The 15441-nt window shown below is 70.0% G+C and carries 15 protein-coding genes and 1 pseudogene; 8 read left to right on the top strand and 8 right to left on the bottom strand.

Features of this window, described 5'->3' with window-relative positions:
• Positions 1–165: 165 nt before the first annotated feature.
• From ON39_RS02605 to ON39_RS02615, 3 genes are read right to left on the bottom strand one after another with little or no spacing between them, the layout of a single operon-like run.
• Positions 166–1350, bottom strand: a complete 1185-nt coding sequence (locus tag ON39_RS02605) for an acyl-CoA dehydrogenase family protein (RefSeq protein WP_051186228.1) — start codon at positions 1348–1350, stop codon at positions 166–168.
• Positions 1351–2241 (bottom strand): enoyl-CoA hydratase, encoded by an 891-nt coding sequence (locus tag ON39_RS02610; protein ID WP_040730404.1) that lies wholly within the window; start codon positions 2239–2241, stop codon positions 1351–1353. It lies immediately after the preceding gene.
• Positions 2241–3794: a FadD3 family acyl-CoA ligase gene (locus ON39_RS02615; RefSeq protein ID WP_040730407.1), complete on the bottom strand. Its 1554-nt coding sequence runs from the start codon at positions 3792–3794 to the stop codon at positions 2241–2243. Before ON39_RS02615 ends, ON39_RS02610 begins: the two co-directional genes overlap by 1 nt.
• An 86-nt stretch (positions 3795–3880) precedes the next feature.
• Here ON39_RS02615 and ON39_RS02620 point away from each other — a divergent pair, with 86 nt between their 5' ends.
• The 5 genes from ON39_RS02620 to ON39_RS02640 all read left to right on the top strand — a co-directional run bounded on the left by ON39_RS02620 (position 3881) and on the right by ON39_RS02640 (position 8893).
• Positions 3881–5086 (top strand): acyl-CoA dehydrogenase family protein, encoded by a 1206-nt coding sequence (locus ON39_RS02620; RefSeq protein WP_040730431.1) that lies wholly within the window; start codon positions 3881–3883, stop codon positions 5084–5086.
• Between the two features lie 74 nt (positions 5087–5160).
• Complete coding sequence (locus ON39_RS02625; RefSeq protein ID WP_040730409.1) at positions 5161–5955, top strand: SDR family oxidoreductase; 795 nt, start codon at positions 5161–5163, stop codon at positions 5953–5955.
• Between the two features lie 311 nt (positions 5956–6266).
• The gene (locus ON39_RS02630) at positions 6267–6995 is read left to right on the top strand and encodes a hypothetical protein (RefSeq protein WP_040730412.1); all 729 of its coding nucleotides are present in this window, start codon (positions 6267–6269) and stop codon (positions 6993–6995) included.
• A gap of 70 nt (positions 6996–7065) precedes the next feature.
• Positions 7066–7674, top strand: coding sequence for a TetR/AcrR family transcriptional regulator (locus tag ON39_RS02635; protein WP_174412493.1), 609 nt, complete (start codon positions 7066–7068; stop codon positions 7672–7674).
• 28 nt (positions 7675–7702) lie between these two features.
• Complete coding sequence (locus ON39_RS02640) at positions 7703–8893, top strand: acetyl-CoA C-acetyltransferase (RefSeq protein WP_373283655.1); 1191 nt, start codon at positions 7703–7705, stop codon at positions 8891–8893.
• 21 nt (positions 8894–8914) lie between these two features.
• Here ON39_RS02640 and ON39_RS02645 read toward each other — a convergent pair whose 3' ends face one another.
• The 5 genes from ON39_RS02645 to ON39_RS02665 form a co-directional block, all read right to left on the bottom strand.
• The gene (locus ON39_RS02645; protein ID WP_211336311.1) at positions 8915–9244 is read right to left on the bottom strand and encodes a YbjQ family protein; all 330 of its coding nucleotides are present in this window, start codon (positions 9242–9244) and stop codon (positions 8915–8917) included.
• 248 nt (positions 9245–9492) lie between these two features.
• Positions 9493–10554, bottom strand: coding sequence for an NAD(P)H-dependent flavin oxidoreductase (locus tag ON39_RS02650; protein ID WP_040730416.1), 1062 nt, complete (start codon positions 10552–10554; stop codon positions 9493–9495).
• Positions 10551–11336, bottom strand: coding sequence for a CoA-transferase subunit beta (locus tag ON39_RS02655; protein WP_040730418.1), 786 nt, complete (start codon positions 11334–11336; stop codon positions 10551–10553). The genes ON39_RS02650 and ON39_RS02655 overlap by 4 nt, the downstream gene beginning before the upstream one ends.
• Positions 11333–12217 carry a CoA transferase subunit A gene (locus ON39_RS02660; RefSeq protein ID WP_211336305.1) on the bottom strand — a complete coding sequence of 295 codons (885 nt, stop codon included), beginning with the start codon at positions 12215–12217 and terminating at the stop codon, positions 11333–11335. Before ON39_RS02660 ends, ON39_RS02655 begins: the two co-directional genes overlap by 4 nt.
• 8 nt (positions 12218–12225) lie before the next feature.
• Entirely contained in the window at positions 12226–12990 is a 765-nt protein-coding gene (locus tag ON39_RS02665) for an enoyl-CoA hydratase family protein (RefSeq protein ID WP_040730423.1), read from the bottom strand.
• A gap of 109 nt (positions 12991–13099) precedes the next feature.
• Here ON39_RS02665 and ON39_RS02670 point away from each other — a divergent pair, with 109 nt between their 5' ends.
• From ON39_RS02670 to ON39_RS49900, 3 genes and pseudogenes are all read left to right on the top strand, one after another.
• Positions 13100–13891, top strand: coding sequence for an SDR family oxidoreductase (locus ON39_RS02670; RefSeq protein ID WP_040730425.1), 792 nt, complete (start codon positions 13100–13102; stop codon positions 13889–13891).
• A 32-nt stretch (positions 13892–13923) separates the two neighbouring features.
• On the top strand, positions 13924–14835 hold the full coding sequence (locus ON39_RS02675) for an SDR family oxidoreductase (RefSeq protein WP_040730427.1): 912 nt from the start codon (positions 13924–13926) through the stop codon (positions 14833–14835).
• A 175-nt stretch (positions 14836–15010) separates the two neighbouring features.
• Positions 15011–15441: pseudogene (locus ON39_RS49900) on the top strand (hypothetical protein); the annotation flags it as partial.

A 15441-nucleotide genomic window follows, 5' to 3' on the forward strand; every position in this document is an offset into this window, starting at 1 on the left:
CGGCTAGGCCGAGCACGCCCGCACCCGCCAGCTGACGGACCAGTGCGCGCCCCTGGCGCGGATCGCCCGCCGCCCAGCCGCGGACGGCCGCGGGCGTGCGGCCCGCGTCGAGCAGCTTGCGCACGCTGGTGCCGAAGTCGAGTTGTTCGGGACTGAGCGCGAACCTCATCGGCTGCTCCCTCTGTGCTTACCCACCCCGCCGGCTCCGCCGGCTGCCGACCCCCTAGGTAGTCCGAGCAGCCGCTCGGCGATGATGTTGCGCTGAATCTCGTTCGTGCCCGCGTAAATCGGGCCCGACAGCGCGAACAGATAGCCATCGGTCCACGGCCCCGACCGCTCGGCGGCCGCGCCGAGCACCTCCAGCGCGCTCTCGTGCATCGCGATATCCAGCTCGGACCAGAACACCTTGGTGATCGAGGACTCCGCGCCGAGCTTGCCGCCCTCGTTCAGCCTGGTCACCGTGCCGAAGGTGTGCAGGCGGTACGCCTCGCTGCCGATCCAGGCGTCCACCACCGCGTCACGCTGGGCGGTATTGGCCTGATCGCCTGCGTCGAGCCACAGGTCCACCAGCCGTCGCGCCGTCGCGCTGAACCGCCCCGGGCTGCGCAACGACAGGCCGCGCTCATTGCTCGACGTGCTCATCGCGACACGCCAGCCCTCGCCGGGCGCGCCGATCACGTCGCGATCGGGCACGAACACCTCGTCGAGGAAGATCTCGGCGAAGCCGGGCTCGCCGTCCAACTGGGGGATCGGCCGCACCGAAACGCCGTCCGCCGACAGCGGGAACATCACGTAGGTCAAGCCCTTGTGCCGCTCCGCCTCCGGATCGCTGCGGAACAGGCCGAACGCCCAATCGGCGTACGCCGCACGGGAACTCCAGGTCTTCTGCCCGCTGAGCAGCCAGCCGCCCTCGGTCCGGCGCGCGGACGAGCGGATGCCGGCGAGGTCGCTGCCCGCCTCCGGCTCCGACCAGGCCTGGGCCCAGATGTCGTCGCCGCGCGCCATCCTCGGCATGATCCGGTCGAGCTGTTCGGGTGTTCCGTGCTCGAAAAGCGTTGGGGCCAGCAGGAAGATGCCGTTCTGGCTCACCCGCCCCGGCGCGCCTGCCGCGTAGTACTCCTGCTCGAACAGCACCCACTCCAGCAGCGACGCGTCGCGGCCGCCGTACTCGGCGGGCCAGGCGACGACGGAGAGCTTCGCCTCGGCGAGGGTGTGCTCCCAGGCCCGGTGGGCCTCGAAGCCTGCCTCGGTGTCCATCGAGGGCAGCGGCCGCTCGGGCTTGTTGGCCGCCAAGAACTCTCGGACCTCGGCCTGGAATTCCTGTGTCGCCCGGTCGATATCGAGATCCACCTACGTCGCCCCGTTCTGTGTCGCGGCGGCCTCGCCGCTCGCGGACGCCTTCATGGTTTTGGCGTTCATGCCGCCGAGCGAGTCCGCGCCGACCTCCGCGTTGTGCGCGTGCGCGAAGTGATGCAGCCCGAACACCGAGTCCATGCCGGCGCGCATGCCCATCAGGTCTTCGGCCTGGTTCACCGCTTTCTTCGTCAGCGCCAGCCCGAAACGCGGCATGGCGGCGATCTTCTCGGCCAGCGCGAGCGTCTCGGCCTCGAGCTCGGCGCGCGGCACCACGCGATTGACCATGCCCCACTCCTTGGCCTGCGCCGCGCCGAACCGGTCCCCGGTGAACAGGAACTCCTTCGCGGCGCGCGGCCCCATCACCCACGGGTGCGCGAAGTACTCGACGCCCGGAATGCCCATTCGCACAACGGGATCGGAGAAGAACGCGTCGTCCGAGGCGATGATCAGGTCGCACACCCACGCCAGCATGAGCCCGCCCGCGATGCACGCCCCCTGCACCATGGCGATGGTCGGCTTGGGGATCTCCCGCCAGCGCCGGCACATGCCGAGGTAGACCTCGAGCTCGCGCGCGAAGCGCTGATCGCCGCCGACCTTGTCGACGTGGTCCCACCACAGCGCGGCCTTGTTCGGGTAGCGGATGTGGTGATCGCGTCCGGGAGTGCCGATGTCGTGCCCGGCGCTGAAGTGTTTGCCGTTGCCCGCCAACACGATCACACCGACCTCGGGGTCCTCGACGGCCCGCTCGAAGGCGGCGTCGAGCGCGTAGGTCATCACCGAGTTCTGCGCGTTGCGGTAGTCCGGCCGGTTCAGCGTGACGATGGCCGTGCGGCCACGCACCTCGTACGTGACGACGTCACCCTCGTCCGGGATCGGTTCCGACATCAAGAATTCTCCTCACGTAGTTGACGCTTGAGCACTTTTCCGGCGGCGCTGTAGGGCAGCTGATCGCGGAACTCGATGAACCGCGGCACCTTGAAGTTGGCCAGCACGGTGGTGGCGTGGGCGAGCACCTGCTCCTCGGTGAGCTGCGCGCCCGCCTTGCGAACCACGAAAGCCTTGCCGACCTCGCCCATCCGGGTATCCGGGACGCCGATCACCGCCGACTCCGCGATGCCGTCCAGCCGCGCGAGCGCCTGCTCGATCTCGGCCGGGTACACGTTGAAGCCGCCGGAGATGTACATGTCCTTGAGCCGGTCGGTGATCTTCAGATAGCCGCGCTCGTCCAGCGTGCCGACGTCGCCGGTGTGCAGCCAGCCGTCGGAATCGATCGCCCGCGCGGTGCTTTCGGGGTCGTCGAGGTAACCGAGCATCACGTTCGGGCCGCGCAGCAGCACCTCGCCGTTGGGCGCGAGCCGCAGTTCGAAGTCGGCGATCGGGCGGCCACAGGTGCTCGAGATGGTCTCGGCGTCGTCGTCCGCGCGGCACATGGTGCCGAACCCGGACGCCTCGGACAGGCCGTAAGCGGTGATGACGACGTCGAATTCGAGCTCGGAGCGCATGCGCTCCACCAGCACCACCGGCACGGTCGACGCCCCGGTCACCGCCACCCGCAGCGTGGAGAGGTCGAAGCCCGCGCGGTCCGGGTAGTCGAGGATCGTCTGGTAGATCGTCGGCGGCCCGGGCAGTACCGTGATCTTCTCGTCGCTCACCAGGCGCATGGTGGCGGGCACGTCGAACACCGCCTGCGGAACGATCGTCGCCCCGGTGACCAGGCACGCGAGAATGCCGGCCTTGTAGCCGAAGTTGTGGAAGAACGGGCTCACCACCAGGTAACGGTCCGCGCCGGTCAGTGTCGCGCACTCCGCCCAGGCCCGCACCACCGACAACGCCTGCCGATGCGCGACCACCGTGCCTTTGCTGCGACCGGTGGTGCCGGAGGTGAACAGGATGTCGGCGGTGTCTTCGGGGCTCACCGCCGCCGCGCGCTCCTCAACCTCCGCCTGCGTTGCCTTCTCGGCGATCCCCGCGAGCTCGGACCAGTCGAAAGCGGTCTCGTCGCTCGTCTCGGTGCCTGGCTCGACCGGGATGACGATCACCGTCTCGATATCGAGTTGCGGTGCGGCCGAGCGCAACTCGGCGAGGCGGTCGCGGCCGAGGAAGGTGCCCGCGATGAACAGTGCCCGCGCGTCGACCCGGACGAGCACGTCCGCGGCCTCGTCGGCGACGTAGCGGGTGTTCAGCGGAACCAGGGACGCGCCGACATAGTGCGCGGCCAGCGCCGCGATCACCCAGTGGTGGGTATTGGGCGCCCACATCGCCACCCGGTCGCCCGACTGCACGCCGCGCGCGATGAGCGCCCGCGCCACCTCCTGGACCGCCGCGAGCAGCTCGGTCCAGTCCAGCCGGACCGCGCCGTCGGCCAGGGCCGGGGCGGTGCCGAAGGTGCGCGCGGCGTGCTGCAGCGCCAGCGGTGTCGTCTGTGCAGGGGTTGTCACGGTTGTCCTTACCGTCCGTGTCGGGGCACTTATACGAGCGCTCAACAAGCAAGTGCTTGGTAGGTTATCCTACCGGCGTGGGTGCGATCCAGACCTCAGAATCCGACACCGCCGCGCAGGGCGGGCGGTTTTCCGCCACGCAGGACGCGCGATTCGCCGCCGAGGTGCGCGAGTGGCTGGCGGAGAACCTGAACGGCGAATTCCGCGAACTGCGCGGCCTCGGCGGGCCAGGCCGCGAACACGAGGCCTTCGACGAAAGACTCGCCTGGGACCGGCACCTCGCCGCGGCGGGCTGGACCTGCCTCGGCTGGCCCGAGGAGTACGGCGGCCGCGACGCGACCGTGCGCCAGCAGGTGATCTTCCACGAGGAGTACGCCAAGGCGAACGCGCCCGCGCGGGTCTCGCACGTCGGCGAGGAGCTGCTCGGCCCGACCGTGCTCGCGTTCGGCACGCAGGCACAGAAGGATCGTTTCTTGCCCGGCATCCGGACGGTGACCGAGCTGTGGTGCCAGGGCTACTCCGAGCCCGGCGCGGGTTCGGACCTGGCCGCGATCACCACGGCCGCCCGGCTCGACGGCGACGAGTGGTCGATCAACGGCCAGAAGATCTGGACCTCGCTGGCCCACGTCGCCGACTGGTGCTTCGTGATCGCGCGCACCGAGCGCGGCTCGGCCCGCCACAAGGGCCTGTCCTACCTGCTGGTGCCGATGAATCAGCCCGGCATCGACGTGCGCCCGATCATCCAGCTGACCGGAACCTCGGAGTTCAACGAGGTCTTCTTCGACGACGCGCGCACCGCGGCGGACCTGGTGATCGGCGAGCCGGGTGAGGGCTGGCGCATCGCCATGGGCACGCTGACCTTCGAGCGCGGCATCTCCACCCTCGGCCAGCAGATCAGGTTCGCCAGGGAACTCGCCGACGTCGAGGCGCTGGCCCGGCGCACCGGCGCCGCCGACGACCCGCTCATCGCCGACCGGATCGATCAGGCCTGGGTCGGCCTGCGCGTGCTGCGCGCCCACGCCATTCGCACCATGGAGGGCGCGGGCGTGGACGACGGCGGCCAGGCCTCGGTCGCGAAGCTGCTCTGGGCCAATTGGCATCGCGGCCTCGGCGAACTCGCGATGGCCGTGCTCGGCCCGGCCGGCCTGGTGGCCGAGGAGAACGACCTGAACGAATGGCAGCGGCTGTACCTGTTCACCCGCGCCGACACGATCTACGGAGGTTCGAACGAAGTGCAGCGCAACATCATCGCCGAGCGCGTGCTCGGGTTGCCGAGGGAGGCACGTCCATGACCGCGTCAGGCCCGGAGGCGGTAGCGCAGCGTAACCACGGAGGGCCCGCGGGCATGGACCAGACAGACACAGCCATGACCGATCTCTCCGTCGCGCCGCAGCCGATTCCCGGCCACGGCCTGCTGACCGGGCGCGCCGCCGTCATCACCGCCGCGGCGGGCACCGGCATCGGCTCGGCCACCGCGCGCAGGCTGCTCGCCGAGGGCGCCGACGTGGTCGTCTCCGACTGGCACGAGCGTCGCCTGACCGAGACCGCGGCCGAGCTGACGGCCGAGTTCCCCGACCGCAAGGTCGCCTCCATCGTCTGCGACGTGCAGAGCACCGCGCAGGTCGACGCGCTGGTGCGCGGCGCGGCCGAGGCCATCGGCCGGATCGACATCATGGTCAACAACGCCGGGCTCGGCGGCGAGACCCCGGTGGTCGACATGACCGACGAGCAGTGGGATCGCGTTCTCGACATCACCCTGAACGGCACTTTCCGCTGCACCCGCGCCGCCCTCGGTTACTTCCGCGACGCGGGCCACGGCGGCGTGATCGTCAACAACGCCAGCGTCCTCGGCTGGCGCGCGCAGCACGGCCAGGCGCATTACGCCGCCGCCAAGGCCGGCGTGATGGCGCTGACCCGATGCAGCGCAATCGAGGCCGCCGAGCTGGGGGTGCGGATCAACGCGGTCGCCCCGAGCATCGCCAGGCACGCCTTCCTGGACAAGGTGAGCTCCACCGAGCTGCTCGACCGGCTGTCCGAGCGGGAGGCCTTCGGGCGGGCCGCGGAGCCGTGGGAGGTCGCGGCGACCATCGCCATGTTGGCCAGTGACTACACCTCGTATCTAACCGGGGAGGTCGTCTCGGTCAGCAGCCAGCGCGCCTGAGAGCTCGGATCTTCGCGCACAGCCCGGTGCCGCACACGCGAAATTCGGCGAGGGTACGCCGCTCGCAACATTTTTCGCTCCCGGTGACGCGAAACTTCTTCGCGTTGCCCGCGGTTGGCTGTACCGGGTTTCTCAGCACCCGTCACGGACTGGACGGACGGCTGACCGCGCCGGAGTGCGTTCGCCCGCCCGCCGTCCGCGCACCTCGGGCAAATGGGCGGCTGATCAGGTAGAAAAGGTCACGCCAGATGCCCACGGGGTGTGCGATGCTGAGGACATCGGATCCCGCACTCTCCGAAGGGGCGATAGCTATGGGCCTGGATAGCCCAGCTGCCCGCGAACAACTGGAACTCGACTTGGTGCGCGAAGTGGTGCTGGCCAGGCGCAGGCTGGACAGCATGGTGCTGGCCGCGCTAACACTCGGCGCCGAACTGATGGAGCACACCTCCGAATGCGCGACGGCCATGCGCGCGGCACAGATTCTCGAGCAGTACGCCGTCGACGAGCGCGCGGTGGCCCGCGATCCGCGGGGCGCGCTGCGCGCGGATATGGCGCGAGATCGGGAGCGCGCCAAGCAGATCGGGCTCGGCGCCGAGCCGGCCGAGTCGGAGCAGGATCGGCGCAGGCACCGGCAGTCCGCGCTGCTGTGCGAGGTGCGCGCGGACCTGCTCGACGTGGTGGCCAAGTGCCGTAAGTTCCGGTTCGATCGGGTGGCCTTCGACGAGGAGATCGCGCAGGGCCTGTGCGCCGCCACCGACAAGCTGGTGATCGGCGCGGACATGGACACCTATCAGGCCTGGCAGCGCGGCATGGTGCTCAAGCTCATCGAGGAGCCGATGGCCTACGGCCCGCCCCGGGTGATGGCGACCGTCGACGCGGGCCCGGAGCGCGGGCAGCTCACGGTCGAGTGGGACAGCTGTGAACGCCGACTAGCCCTGGTCGCGCGCATGGCCAGGGCGGGCGTCGCGCCCGTGGTGATCTGCGACCGGCTGCTGGCCGACCTCTCGGTGTCCTCCCCACTGCGCTACTCCGTGCGCTGAACCCCGTCGCCGCGGTGCGAACCGAGCAGTTGTCGCACCACCCTGTACCAAGCAAATGCTTGGTTGTATTATGGCCGATGTGACCGCACCCGAGGCTTCGAAATCAGCACGGCGCAATGAACTGCTCACGCTCGCGGCCGAACTGTTCGCCGAGCGCGGACTACGCGCCACCACCGTGCGCGACATCGCCGACGCGGCCGGAATTCTATCCGGGAGCCTCTACCACCACTTCGACTCCAAGGAATCGATGGTCGACGAGATCCTGCGCGGCTTCCTCGACGACCTGTTCGGGCACTACCGCGAGATCGTCGCCGCCGGGCTCAGCTCGCGAGACACCTTGGAAGCCTTGGTGATCGCGTCCTACCAGTCCTTCGATCGCCACCACGCCGCCGTGGCCATCTACCAGGCCGAGGCCAAGCGCCTGCGCACCGCCGAGCGGTTCGCCTACATCGCCGACTACAACCGCGAGTTCCGGGAGCTCTGGCACCGGGTGCTCACCAACGGCGTGACCGACGGCAGCTTCCGGCCGGAGATCGACGTCGAACTGGCCTATCGATTCCTGCGCGACACCGTGTGGGTGGCGGTGCGCTGGTACCAGCCCGGCGGCCCCATCACCGTCGACAACCTCGCCAAGCAATATCTCACCATCGTGCTCGACGGACTCACCCTGTCCGCTTAGCGCGCCCCGCCACGTAGGAGTTTCCCAGATGTCAGCACCGTCCACCCCCCGCCGCCCGTACACCCCGCTGCGGGACGCCTACGTGATCGACGCGGTACGCACCCCGGTCGGCAAGCGCGGCGGCGCGCTGGCCGAGGTGCACCCCGCCGACCTCGGCGCCGCCGCGCTGCGCGGCCTGCTGGACCGCAACCCGATCGACCCGGGCGCGGTCGACGACGTGATCGTCGGCTGCGTCGACAACATCGGCCCGCAGGCCGGAAACGTCGGGCGCACCGCGTGGTTGGCGGCCGGCTACCCGGAGGAGGTGCCCGGCGTCACCGTCGATCGCCAGTGCGGATCCAGCCAGCAGGCCATCAATTTCGGCGCGCAGGCCATCATGAGCGGCACCGCGGAGGTGATCGTCGCGGGCGGGCTGCAGAACATGAGCGCCATCCCGATCTCGTCGGCCATGTACGCGGGCAAGGAGTACGGGTTCGACTCGCCGTTCGTCGGCTCCGCGGGCTGGGACCACCGCTACGGCACCGCCGAGGTCACCCAGTTCCGCGCGGCCCAGCTGATCGCCGAGAAGTGGGGCATCAGCCGGGAAGACATGGAGCGCTGGGCTTTGCGCAGCCACGAGCGGGCCCGCGACGCCATCAAGAACGGCCGCTTCGATCGCGAGATCGTGCCGGTCGGCGACTTCTGGATCGATCAGGGGCCGCGTGAGACGAGCCTGGAGAAGATGGCGTCGCTGCCGCCGCTGGCCGAGGGCAGCCCGCTGACGGCGGCCGTCGCGAGCCAGATCTCCGACGGCGCGAGCGCGACGCTGCTCGCGTCCGAATGGGCCGTGGACGCTTACGGATTGACGCCGCGGGCGCGCATCCATCACGTCAGCGCGCGCGGCGCCGACCCGATCTTCATGCTCACCGCGCCTATCCCGGCGACCAAGTGGGCGCTGGAGAAGACCGGCCTCACCATCGACGACATCGACGTGGTGGAGATCAACGAGGCCTTCGCGCCGGTCGTGCTGGCCTGGTTGAAGGAGACCGGCGCCGATCCGGAGCGGGTGAACGTCAACGGCGGCGCCATCGCCCTCGGCCACCCCCTGGGCGCAACGGGCGCAAAGCTTTTCGCGTCCCTGCTCAACGAGCTGGAGCGTGTCGGGGGCCGCTACGGCCTGCTGACCATCTGCGAGGGCGGCGGCACCGCCAACGTCACCATCATCGAGCGCCTCGGCTGAGGTAGGCGAGGTCGCCGGCTGCTACGCCTTATCGGCGGGTTCGAGCAGCACTGCCGTGCCGTAGGCGGCGACCTCGCTCATGGTGTTGGCGATCTCGTTGCAGTCGAAGCGCATGGCCAGGATGCCGTTGGCCCCGAAGGACATGGCGTGCTGGCACATTCGCATGATCGCCTCGTGGCGGGAGTGGTAGAGCAGCTGGGTGTACTCGGTGATCTCGCCGCCGCCGAGGGAGCGGAAGCCCGCGGCGAGATTGGAGCCGAGGCCGCGGCTGCGCACGGTCAGGCCCGCCACCTCGCCGAACACCCGCGCGACCCGGTGGCCGGGCACGTCGTTCATCGTGGACACCAGGATCGGGAACTGGGGCGCGGGCTGCTGCGGCGGCTGCTGGTACCCGGGCGGTGGCTGCTGGAATCCGGGCTGCTGCTGCGGATAGTGCGGCTGCTGGGGGGGCATCGGCTGGTTCATGAGCGGGATCGTACGGGCACGGCGGGCCGCTCGGCGACCGCTGTCCGTCCGGCTTGTGCGGCTGCCGGCGATGCGGGCACGAACGTGCGAAATGCCCCGTCCGAACAGGGACGGGGCATTTCACGCCGTGGCTTTCAAAGGTTCTTCTGGAGCGCCTCTATCCGTGCTATCGCGTCGGCGACGATGCGCTCGATCAGCTCCTGGCAGCTCGGCAGGTCCTCGATGATGCCGGTGACCTGTCCGGCGGCGAGCACGCCCGCCTCGGTGTTGCCCTCGACCAGCCCGGCGCGCAACAGCATCGGCGTATTGGCGGCCATGACGACCTGAGACCAGCTGAGGTCCTTGGTCTTTCGCATGGCCAGCCCGTCGCGAACCAGGGTGGACCACTTCATGCCGGTCATGTTCTTGAACTTGGCGGCGTTGGCCACCGCGGCGGCCAGCCCGCGGGTGCGACCCGAATGCTCCAGGCGCTGAACGAGTTCGGTGTTCAGCACCCGGTGCGGCATGCCGTCGACCTTGGTCGAGACGACGGTATCCTGCAGCTGCCTGCGCAGGTACTCCTGCTTGACCGCCTCGGGCACGGTGCTCTCCTTGGTGAGCAGGAACCGCGTGCCCATCGCGACGCCCGCCGCGCCGTAGGACAGCGCCGCGGCCAGCCCGCGCCCGTCGAAGAAGCCGCCCGCGGCGACCACGGGGATGTCCACCGCGTCGAGCACCGAGGGCAGCAGCAGCGTGGTGGCGACCGGACCGGTGTGCCCGCCGCCCTCGCCGCCCTGCACGATGACCGCGTCGGCGCCCCAGGACGCGACCTTCACCGCGTGCTTGGCCGCCCCGATGGACGGAATCACCACCACGCCCGCGTCTTTCAGCTTGGCGATGAGGTCCTGCTTGGGCGCGAGCGCGAACGACGCGACGGCCACCTTCTCGCGGATCAGCAGATCGATGCGCTCCGGCGCGTCCGTGGCGTCGGCCCGGATGTTCACGCCGAACGGTTTCCCGGTGTGCGCCTTGGTCTTCGCGACCGCGGCCTCGAGCTCCGGATAGGTCATGGTGGCCGAGGCGAGGATGCCGAGCCCGCCCGCCTCGGCGGTGGCCGCGACCAGACTCGGGCCCGCCACCCAGCCCATGCCGGTCTGCACCACGGGATGCTCGACGCCGACCAGCTCGGTGAGCGGGGTGCGCAGGCGGCCGGTCACGCGGGCACCTCCGTCTCGCGAATCTTCCTGGGATCGAGCACGTCCCGGATCAGCCGCAGCTCCTCGGCGCTGGGCAGCCGGGTCTGCCCGGCCTCGGCCAGGCCGTGGATCTCGAACGCGGTGTTCTCGGCGACCTCGGCGGCGGTGACGCCGGGATGCAGGCTGCGGGCGCGCATGGTGTGGTCGGGACCCTCGAAGTCGAAGACGCCGAGGTTCGTCACCACCCGGTGCAGGTGATGGAACCGGAAGGCCGGGTTGGCCCGGTCCACCTTGTCGTAGCCGATGCCCGAGACGATGTCGACCCGATCGGTGAACACCCGGCTGGTGTGCCGCGAAACCCAGTAGCTCGTCGCGTGATTGATGGTGTTGCCCGGCGCGCCGCGCACGCCGAACATCTGCCGCGTCGGCTGCTGCAACGCGCCGAACGCGGACAGGTTCTGATTGCCGTACCGGTCGATCTGGTTGGCGCCCATCACCACATGCCGCCGGCCGGAGGCCACCACGTCGAAGACCCGGCGAAACGGAATCCAGCCCTCGATCGGCGCCTTGCCGCCCAGCGGGGGAGTGTCGGCGAACAGCAGGGCCTCGCCGTCGGAGAGCAGCAGGTCCGGCTCGGTGGTCAGTTTGGCGAGGCGCGCGCCGATGATCGACATCGGCGACATCGGGCTGGCCATGATCTCGCCCGCGCCGCTGAAGATCTCGGCGCAGGCGACCGCGCACACCTCCGCGCGCGTGACGGTCCGACCGTCACTCTCCAGTGAATCGCTCTGCGATGCAGTCATTTCGAACCCTCCTGTGCGAACTCCCGCACGGCGGCCTGGTATTCGTCCTCGGAGACGGCCAGGTACTTGTCGACGAACTCCTGCCACGCCTCGGGCGACTTGGCCGACTGCACGTAGTGCTTCTGGAACTTCTCGTCCCGGCCGTAGCCGTCGCCGGCCAGGGTGAAGTGCGCGCCGTTGGGCGCCTCGACCACGCCGTCGACCATCATCCGGTTGAGCAGCAGCGATTGCAGCGGAACGGTTTTCACCAGTTCCTCGGTGTCGACGACGCGCTCCATGGACACGTAACGCCGTTCGGCGGCCAGGCAGTAGAGGTCGTCGAAGTACGGGTCGACCCCCGTGTAGGCGGCGTTGCCGTGCCGGTCGCCGATGTTCAGGTGCACCAGCGCCGCGTCCAGGGTCAGCGCGGGCATCGCGATCAACGTCTCGGTCTGTCCGTCGGCATCGGGGTAAGGCGAAGCGACCGTGCGCAATTCGCCGTCCCAGAAGTTCGGCACGTCCGAGCCGAGCCCGGCGCGGATCGGCAGGAAAGGCAGGCGTGCCGCGGCCGCCTCCAGCCCGCACTTGAGCATGCCCTCGTCCATCTCGCGGGCCACCAGCGCGCCCGAGGTGCGCGCGTGCGCGAACCACGGATCGTAGAACGGCGCCGAGTCCAGCGACACGAAACCGTAGTACGCCTTGCGCACCTTGCTCGCCGAGCACAGCAGGCCGAGGTCGGGCCCGCCGTAGCTGACCACCGTCAGGTCCGTGACCGATGACCGCAAGATGGCTCGCACCAGCGCCATCGGTTTGCGCCGCGAGCCCCAGCCGCCGATCCCGATGGTCATTCCGCTGCGCAACTCGCCGACGACCTCGTCGAGCGACATTCGCTTGTCTCGCATGAGTTTCCTTACTGCTCGGCCTTGCGCGCGGCCAGATCGTCGTCGAACCGGGCGCGGATCTCGTCGGCGACACCGGCGAGATTGAGTTCGAACGTGAATCCCTGCTCGTACCGGTAGCTGCGGTGCACGTCCTGGGTGTCGATGCCGTTGAGCGCCCGCTTCGCCGCGCGGATCACCCGGCCGTCCTTGGCCGCGATGTTCTTGGCGACTTCCATTGCGGCCGCGTCGAGTTCGGCGCGGGGCACCACCTGGTACACCGAGCCGAAGTGGTGCAACTGCTGTGCGGTGATGGTGCTCGCGGTGTAGAACAGCGCCCGCATCAGGTGCTGAGGCACGAGCCGGGACAGGTGGGTGGCCGCGCCCAGCGCGCCGCGGTCCACCTCGGGCAGGCCGAAAGTCGCGTCGTCCGAGGCGATCACGACATCGGCGTTGCCGACCAGGCCGATGCCGCCGCCGAGGCAGAATCCCTGCACCGCCGCGATCACCGGCACCGGGCAGTCGTACACCGCCGCGAACGCCTCGAAGCAGCCGTGATTCGCGTCGATCAGGGCCTGGTGCCCCGGCTTGCTCTGGATCTCCTTGATGTCGACGCCCGCGTTGAAACCGCGATTCTCCGCGCGCAGCACCACGACTCGCGTCTCGGTGTCGCGGCCCGCCGTGCGAATCGCATCGGCGATGTCGAACCAGCCGGCCGTCGGTATGGCGTTGACCGGTGGATAGTCCACCGTGACCACGGTGATGCCGGTTGATTCGGAGTGACGGTTGATCCCCATCGCCTATCCCTTCGTGCGGGCTCTCGTGCGGGCCCGCGCCCATCGTGCGTGGCCCGCTCGGGCCGAGCGCCGCGTTGTCAAGCAAGCAGTTGCTTGGTAGGTTAGCACGGTGGCACTCGAAATCGATCTGACCGATCGCGTCGCTCTGGTGACCGGCGGCGTCCGCGGCGTAGGCGCCGGGGTGAGCAGGGCCTTCCTCGCGGCGGGCGCGACGGTGATCGCCTGTGCCCGCCGCCCCGCGGACGTCCCGGTCGAGGCCGACGGCCGGACCATCGAATTCCTGCCCTGCGATATCCGCGACGCGGACGCGGTGCGGGAGCTGATCGATGCCATCGTCGAGCGACACGGCCGCCTCGACCACCTGGTCAACAACGCGGGCGGCGCCCCCTTCGCCATGGCCGCCACCGCGAGCAAGAACTTCCACGCCAAGATCGTCGAGCTGAATCTGCTTGCCCCGCTGCTGGTTTCGCAGGCGGCGAACGCGGTGATGCAGCGGCAGCCCGAGGGCGGCTCGATCGTCAACATCTCCAGCGTCAGCGGGCACCGGCCCTCGCCGGGCACTGCGGCCTACGGCGCCGCCAAGGCCGGCATCGACAGCCTGACCTCGTCGCTCGCCGTCGAATGGGCGCCGAAGGTGCGAGTCAACTCGCTCATCGTCGGTCCGGTGGACACCGAGCAGAGCCAGCTGCACTACGGCGATCAGGCCGGGATCGATGCCGTGGGGCAGACCATCCCGCTCGGCCGGATGGCCGAGCCGGACGACGTCGGCCGCTGCGCCGCCTTCCTCGCCTCCCCGCTGGCCCGCTACGTCAGCGGGGCCGCGCTGGTGGTGCACGGCGGCGGCGAGCGCCCGGCCTTCCTGTCCGCCTCCACCGCGGACTCCGGTCGGCAGCAGTCCTGAAGACCCCGGACACACACGAAGAGGACAAAGGTATGGACACCGAGCAGATCTGCGCAGGCCGCACCGTCATCGTCACCGGCGCGGGCCGGGGCATCGGCCGCGCGCACGCGCTCGCCTTCGCCGCCGCCGGTGCGCGCGTGGTGGTCAACGATCTCGGCTCGGCACTCGACGGCGCCACGACCGGCGAGACCCCCGCGCAGCAGGTCGTCGCCGAGATCGAGGCGCTCGGCGGCACGGCCGTCGCCAACGGCGACGATGTCGCGGATTGGCAAGGGGGACAACGGCTTGTCCGCCAGGCGATCGACACCTTCGGCGGGCTGGACGTGCTGGTCAACAACGCCGGTTTCGTCCGCGACCGGATGCTGGTCAACCTCGGCGAGGACGAGTGGGACGCGGTGATCCGGGTCCACCTCAAAGGCCACTTCGTGACCATGCGCCACGCGATCGAGTACTGGCGCGGCGAGTCCAAGGCGGGCCGCCCGGTCGACGGCCGCGTCATCAACACCAGCTCCGGCGCGGGCCTGCAGGGCAGCGTCGGCCAGAGCAACTACGGCGCGGCCAAGGCGGGTATCGCGGGCCTGACGCTGACGGCGGCCGCCGAGTTCGCGCGCTACGGCGTCACGGTGAACGCCATCGCCCCGGCCGCGCGCACCCGGATGACCGAGACCGTCTTCGCCGACACCATGGCCCGGCCGGAGGACGGCTTCGACGCCATGGCCCCGGAGAACATCTCGCCGCTGGTCGTCTGGCTCGGCAGCACGCAGTCGGCGGCGGTCACCGGGCGCATGTTCGAGGTCGAGGGCGGGAAGGTGGCGCTGGCCGAGGGCTGGCGGCACGGCGTCGCCGTCGACCGGGGCGCCAAATGGTCGCCCGCCGAGCTCGGCCCGGTGGTAGCTGACCTGATTGCCAAGGGGATGCCGCCCGAGCCGGTATACGGGGCCTGATCGGGCTTCCGACCTTCTTCCTGCGCACGTAACGATAGGGGTTTACTATGGCCCCCATCCGTTAAAGTCCCGTGTGAGAGTCGCGACCGGGTGAGAACTGCGCTTTACGAATGAGGGGAAGGCTCGGCGCATGGCCGTTGGTCGCACGTTCCGTGTGGTTGCAGTAGCTGGAACTGTGGCCGGCTTTGCGCTACTCGGCCCGTTGGCCGCGCAGGCGCAGCCCCCGCAGGGGTGCCCGCAGTGCGCGACCGACCCCGCGCCGCCGCCCTACGACACCGGGGATCCCTGGTATCCCCTCGCGGTACCGGGGGAGCCGTCGGATGTCAGTGCGGTGCCGACCAATCCCGTGATCGGCTCTGGATCGGCGGCAGGTTCCGCCGCCGCGGGCTCCGCGGCGGCTGGTTCCGCCGCTGCCGGTGGCTCGGCCGCCGCCGGTTCCGCCGGCCTCGGCGCGGTGCTCGGCACCGGTTCCGCCGGACTTGGATTGACGCTCGGCTCGGGCTCTGCCGGTCTCGGCGTCGTCCTCGGCTCCGGCTCCGCCGCGCTCGGCATCACCGGCTCCGCCGGCGTCGGCGCGTTGGCGACCGGGTCCGCCGCGCTGGGCTC

The organism is Nocardia tenerifensis NBRC 101015 (assembly GCF_000308715.1).
Classification (GTDB): domain Bacteria; phylum Actinomycetota; class Actinomycetes; order Mycobacteriales; family Mycobacteriaceae; genus Nocardia; species Nocardia tenerifensis.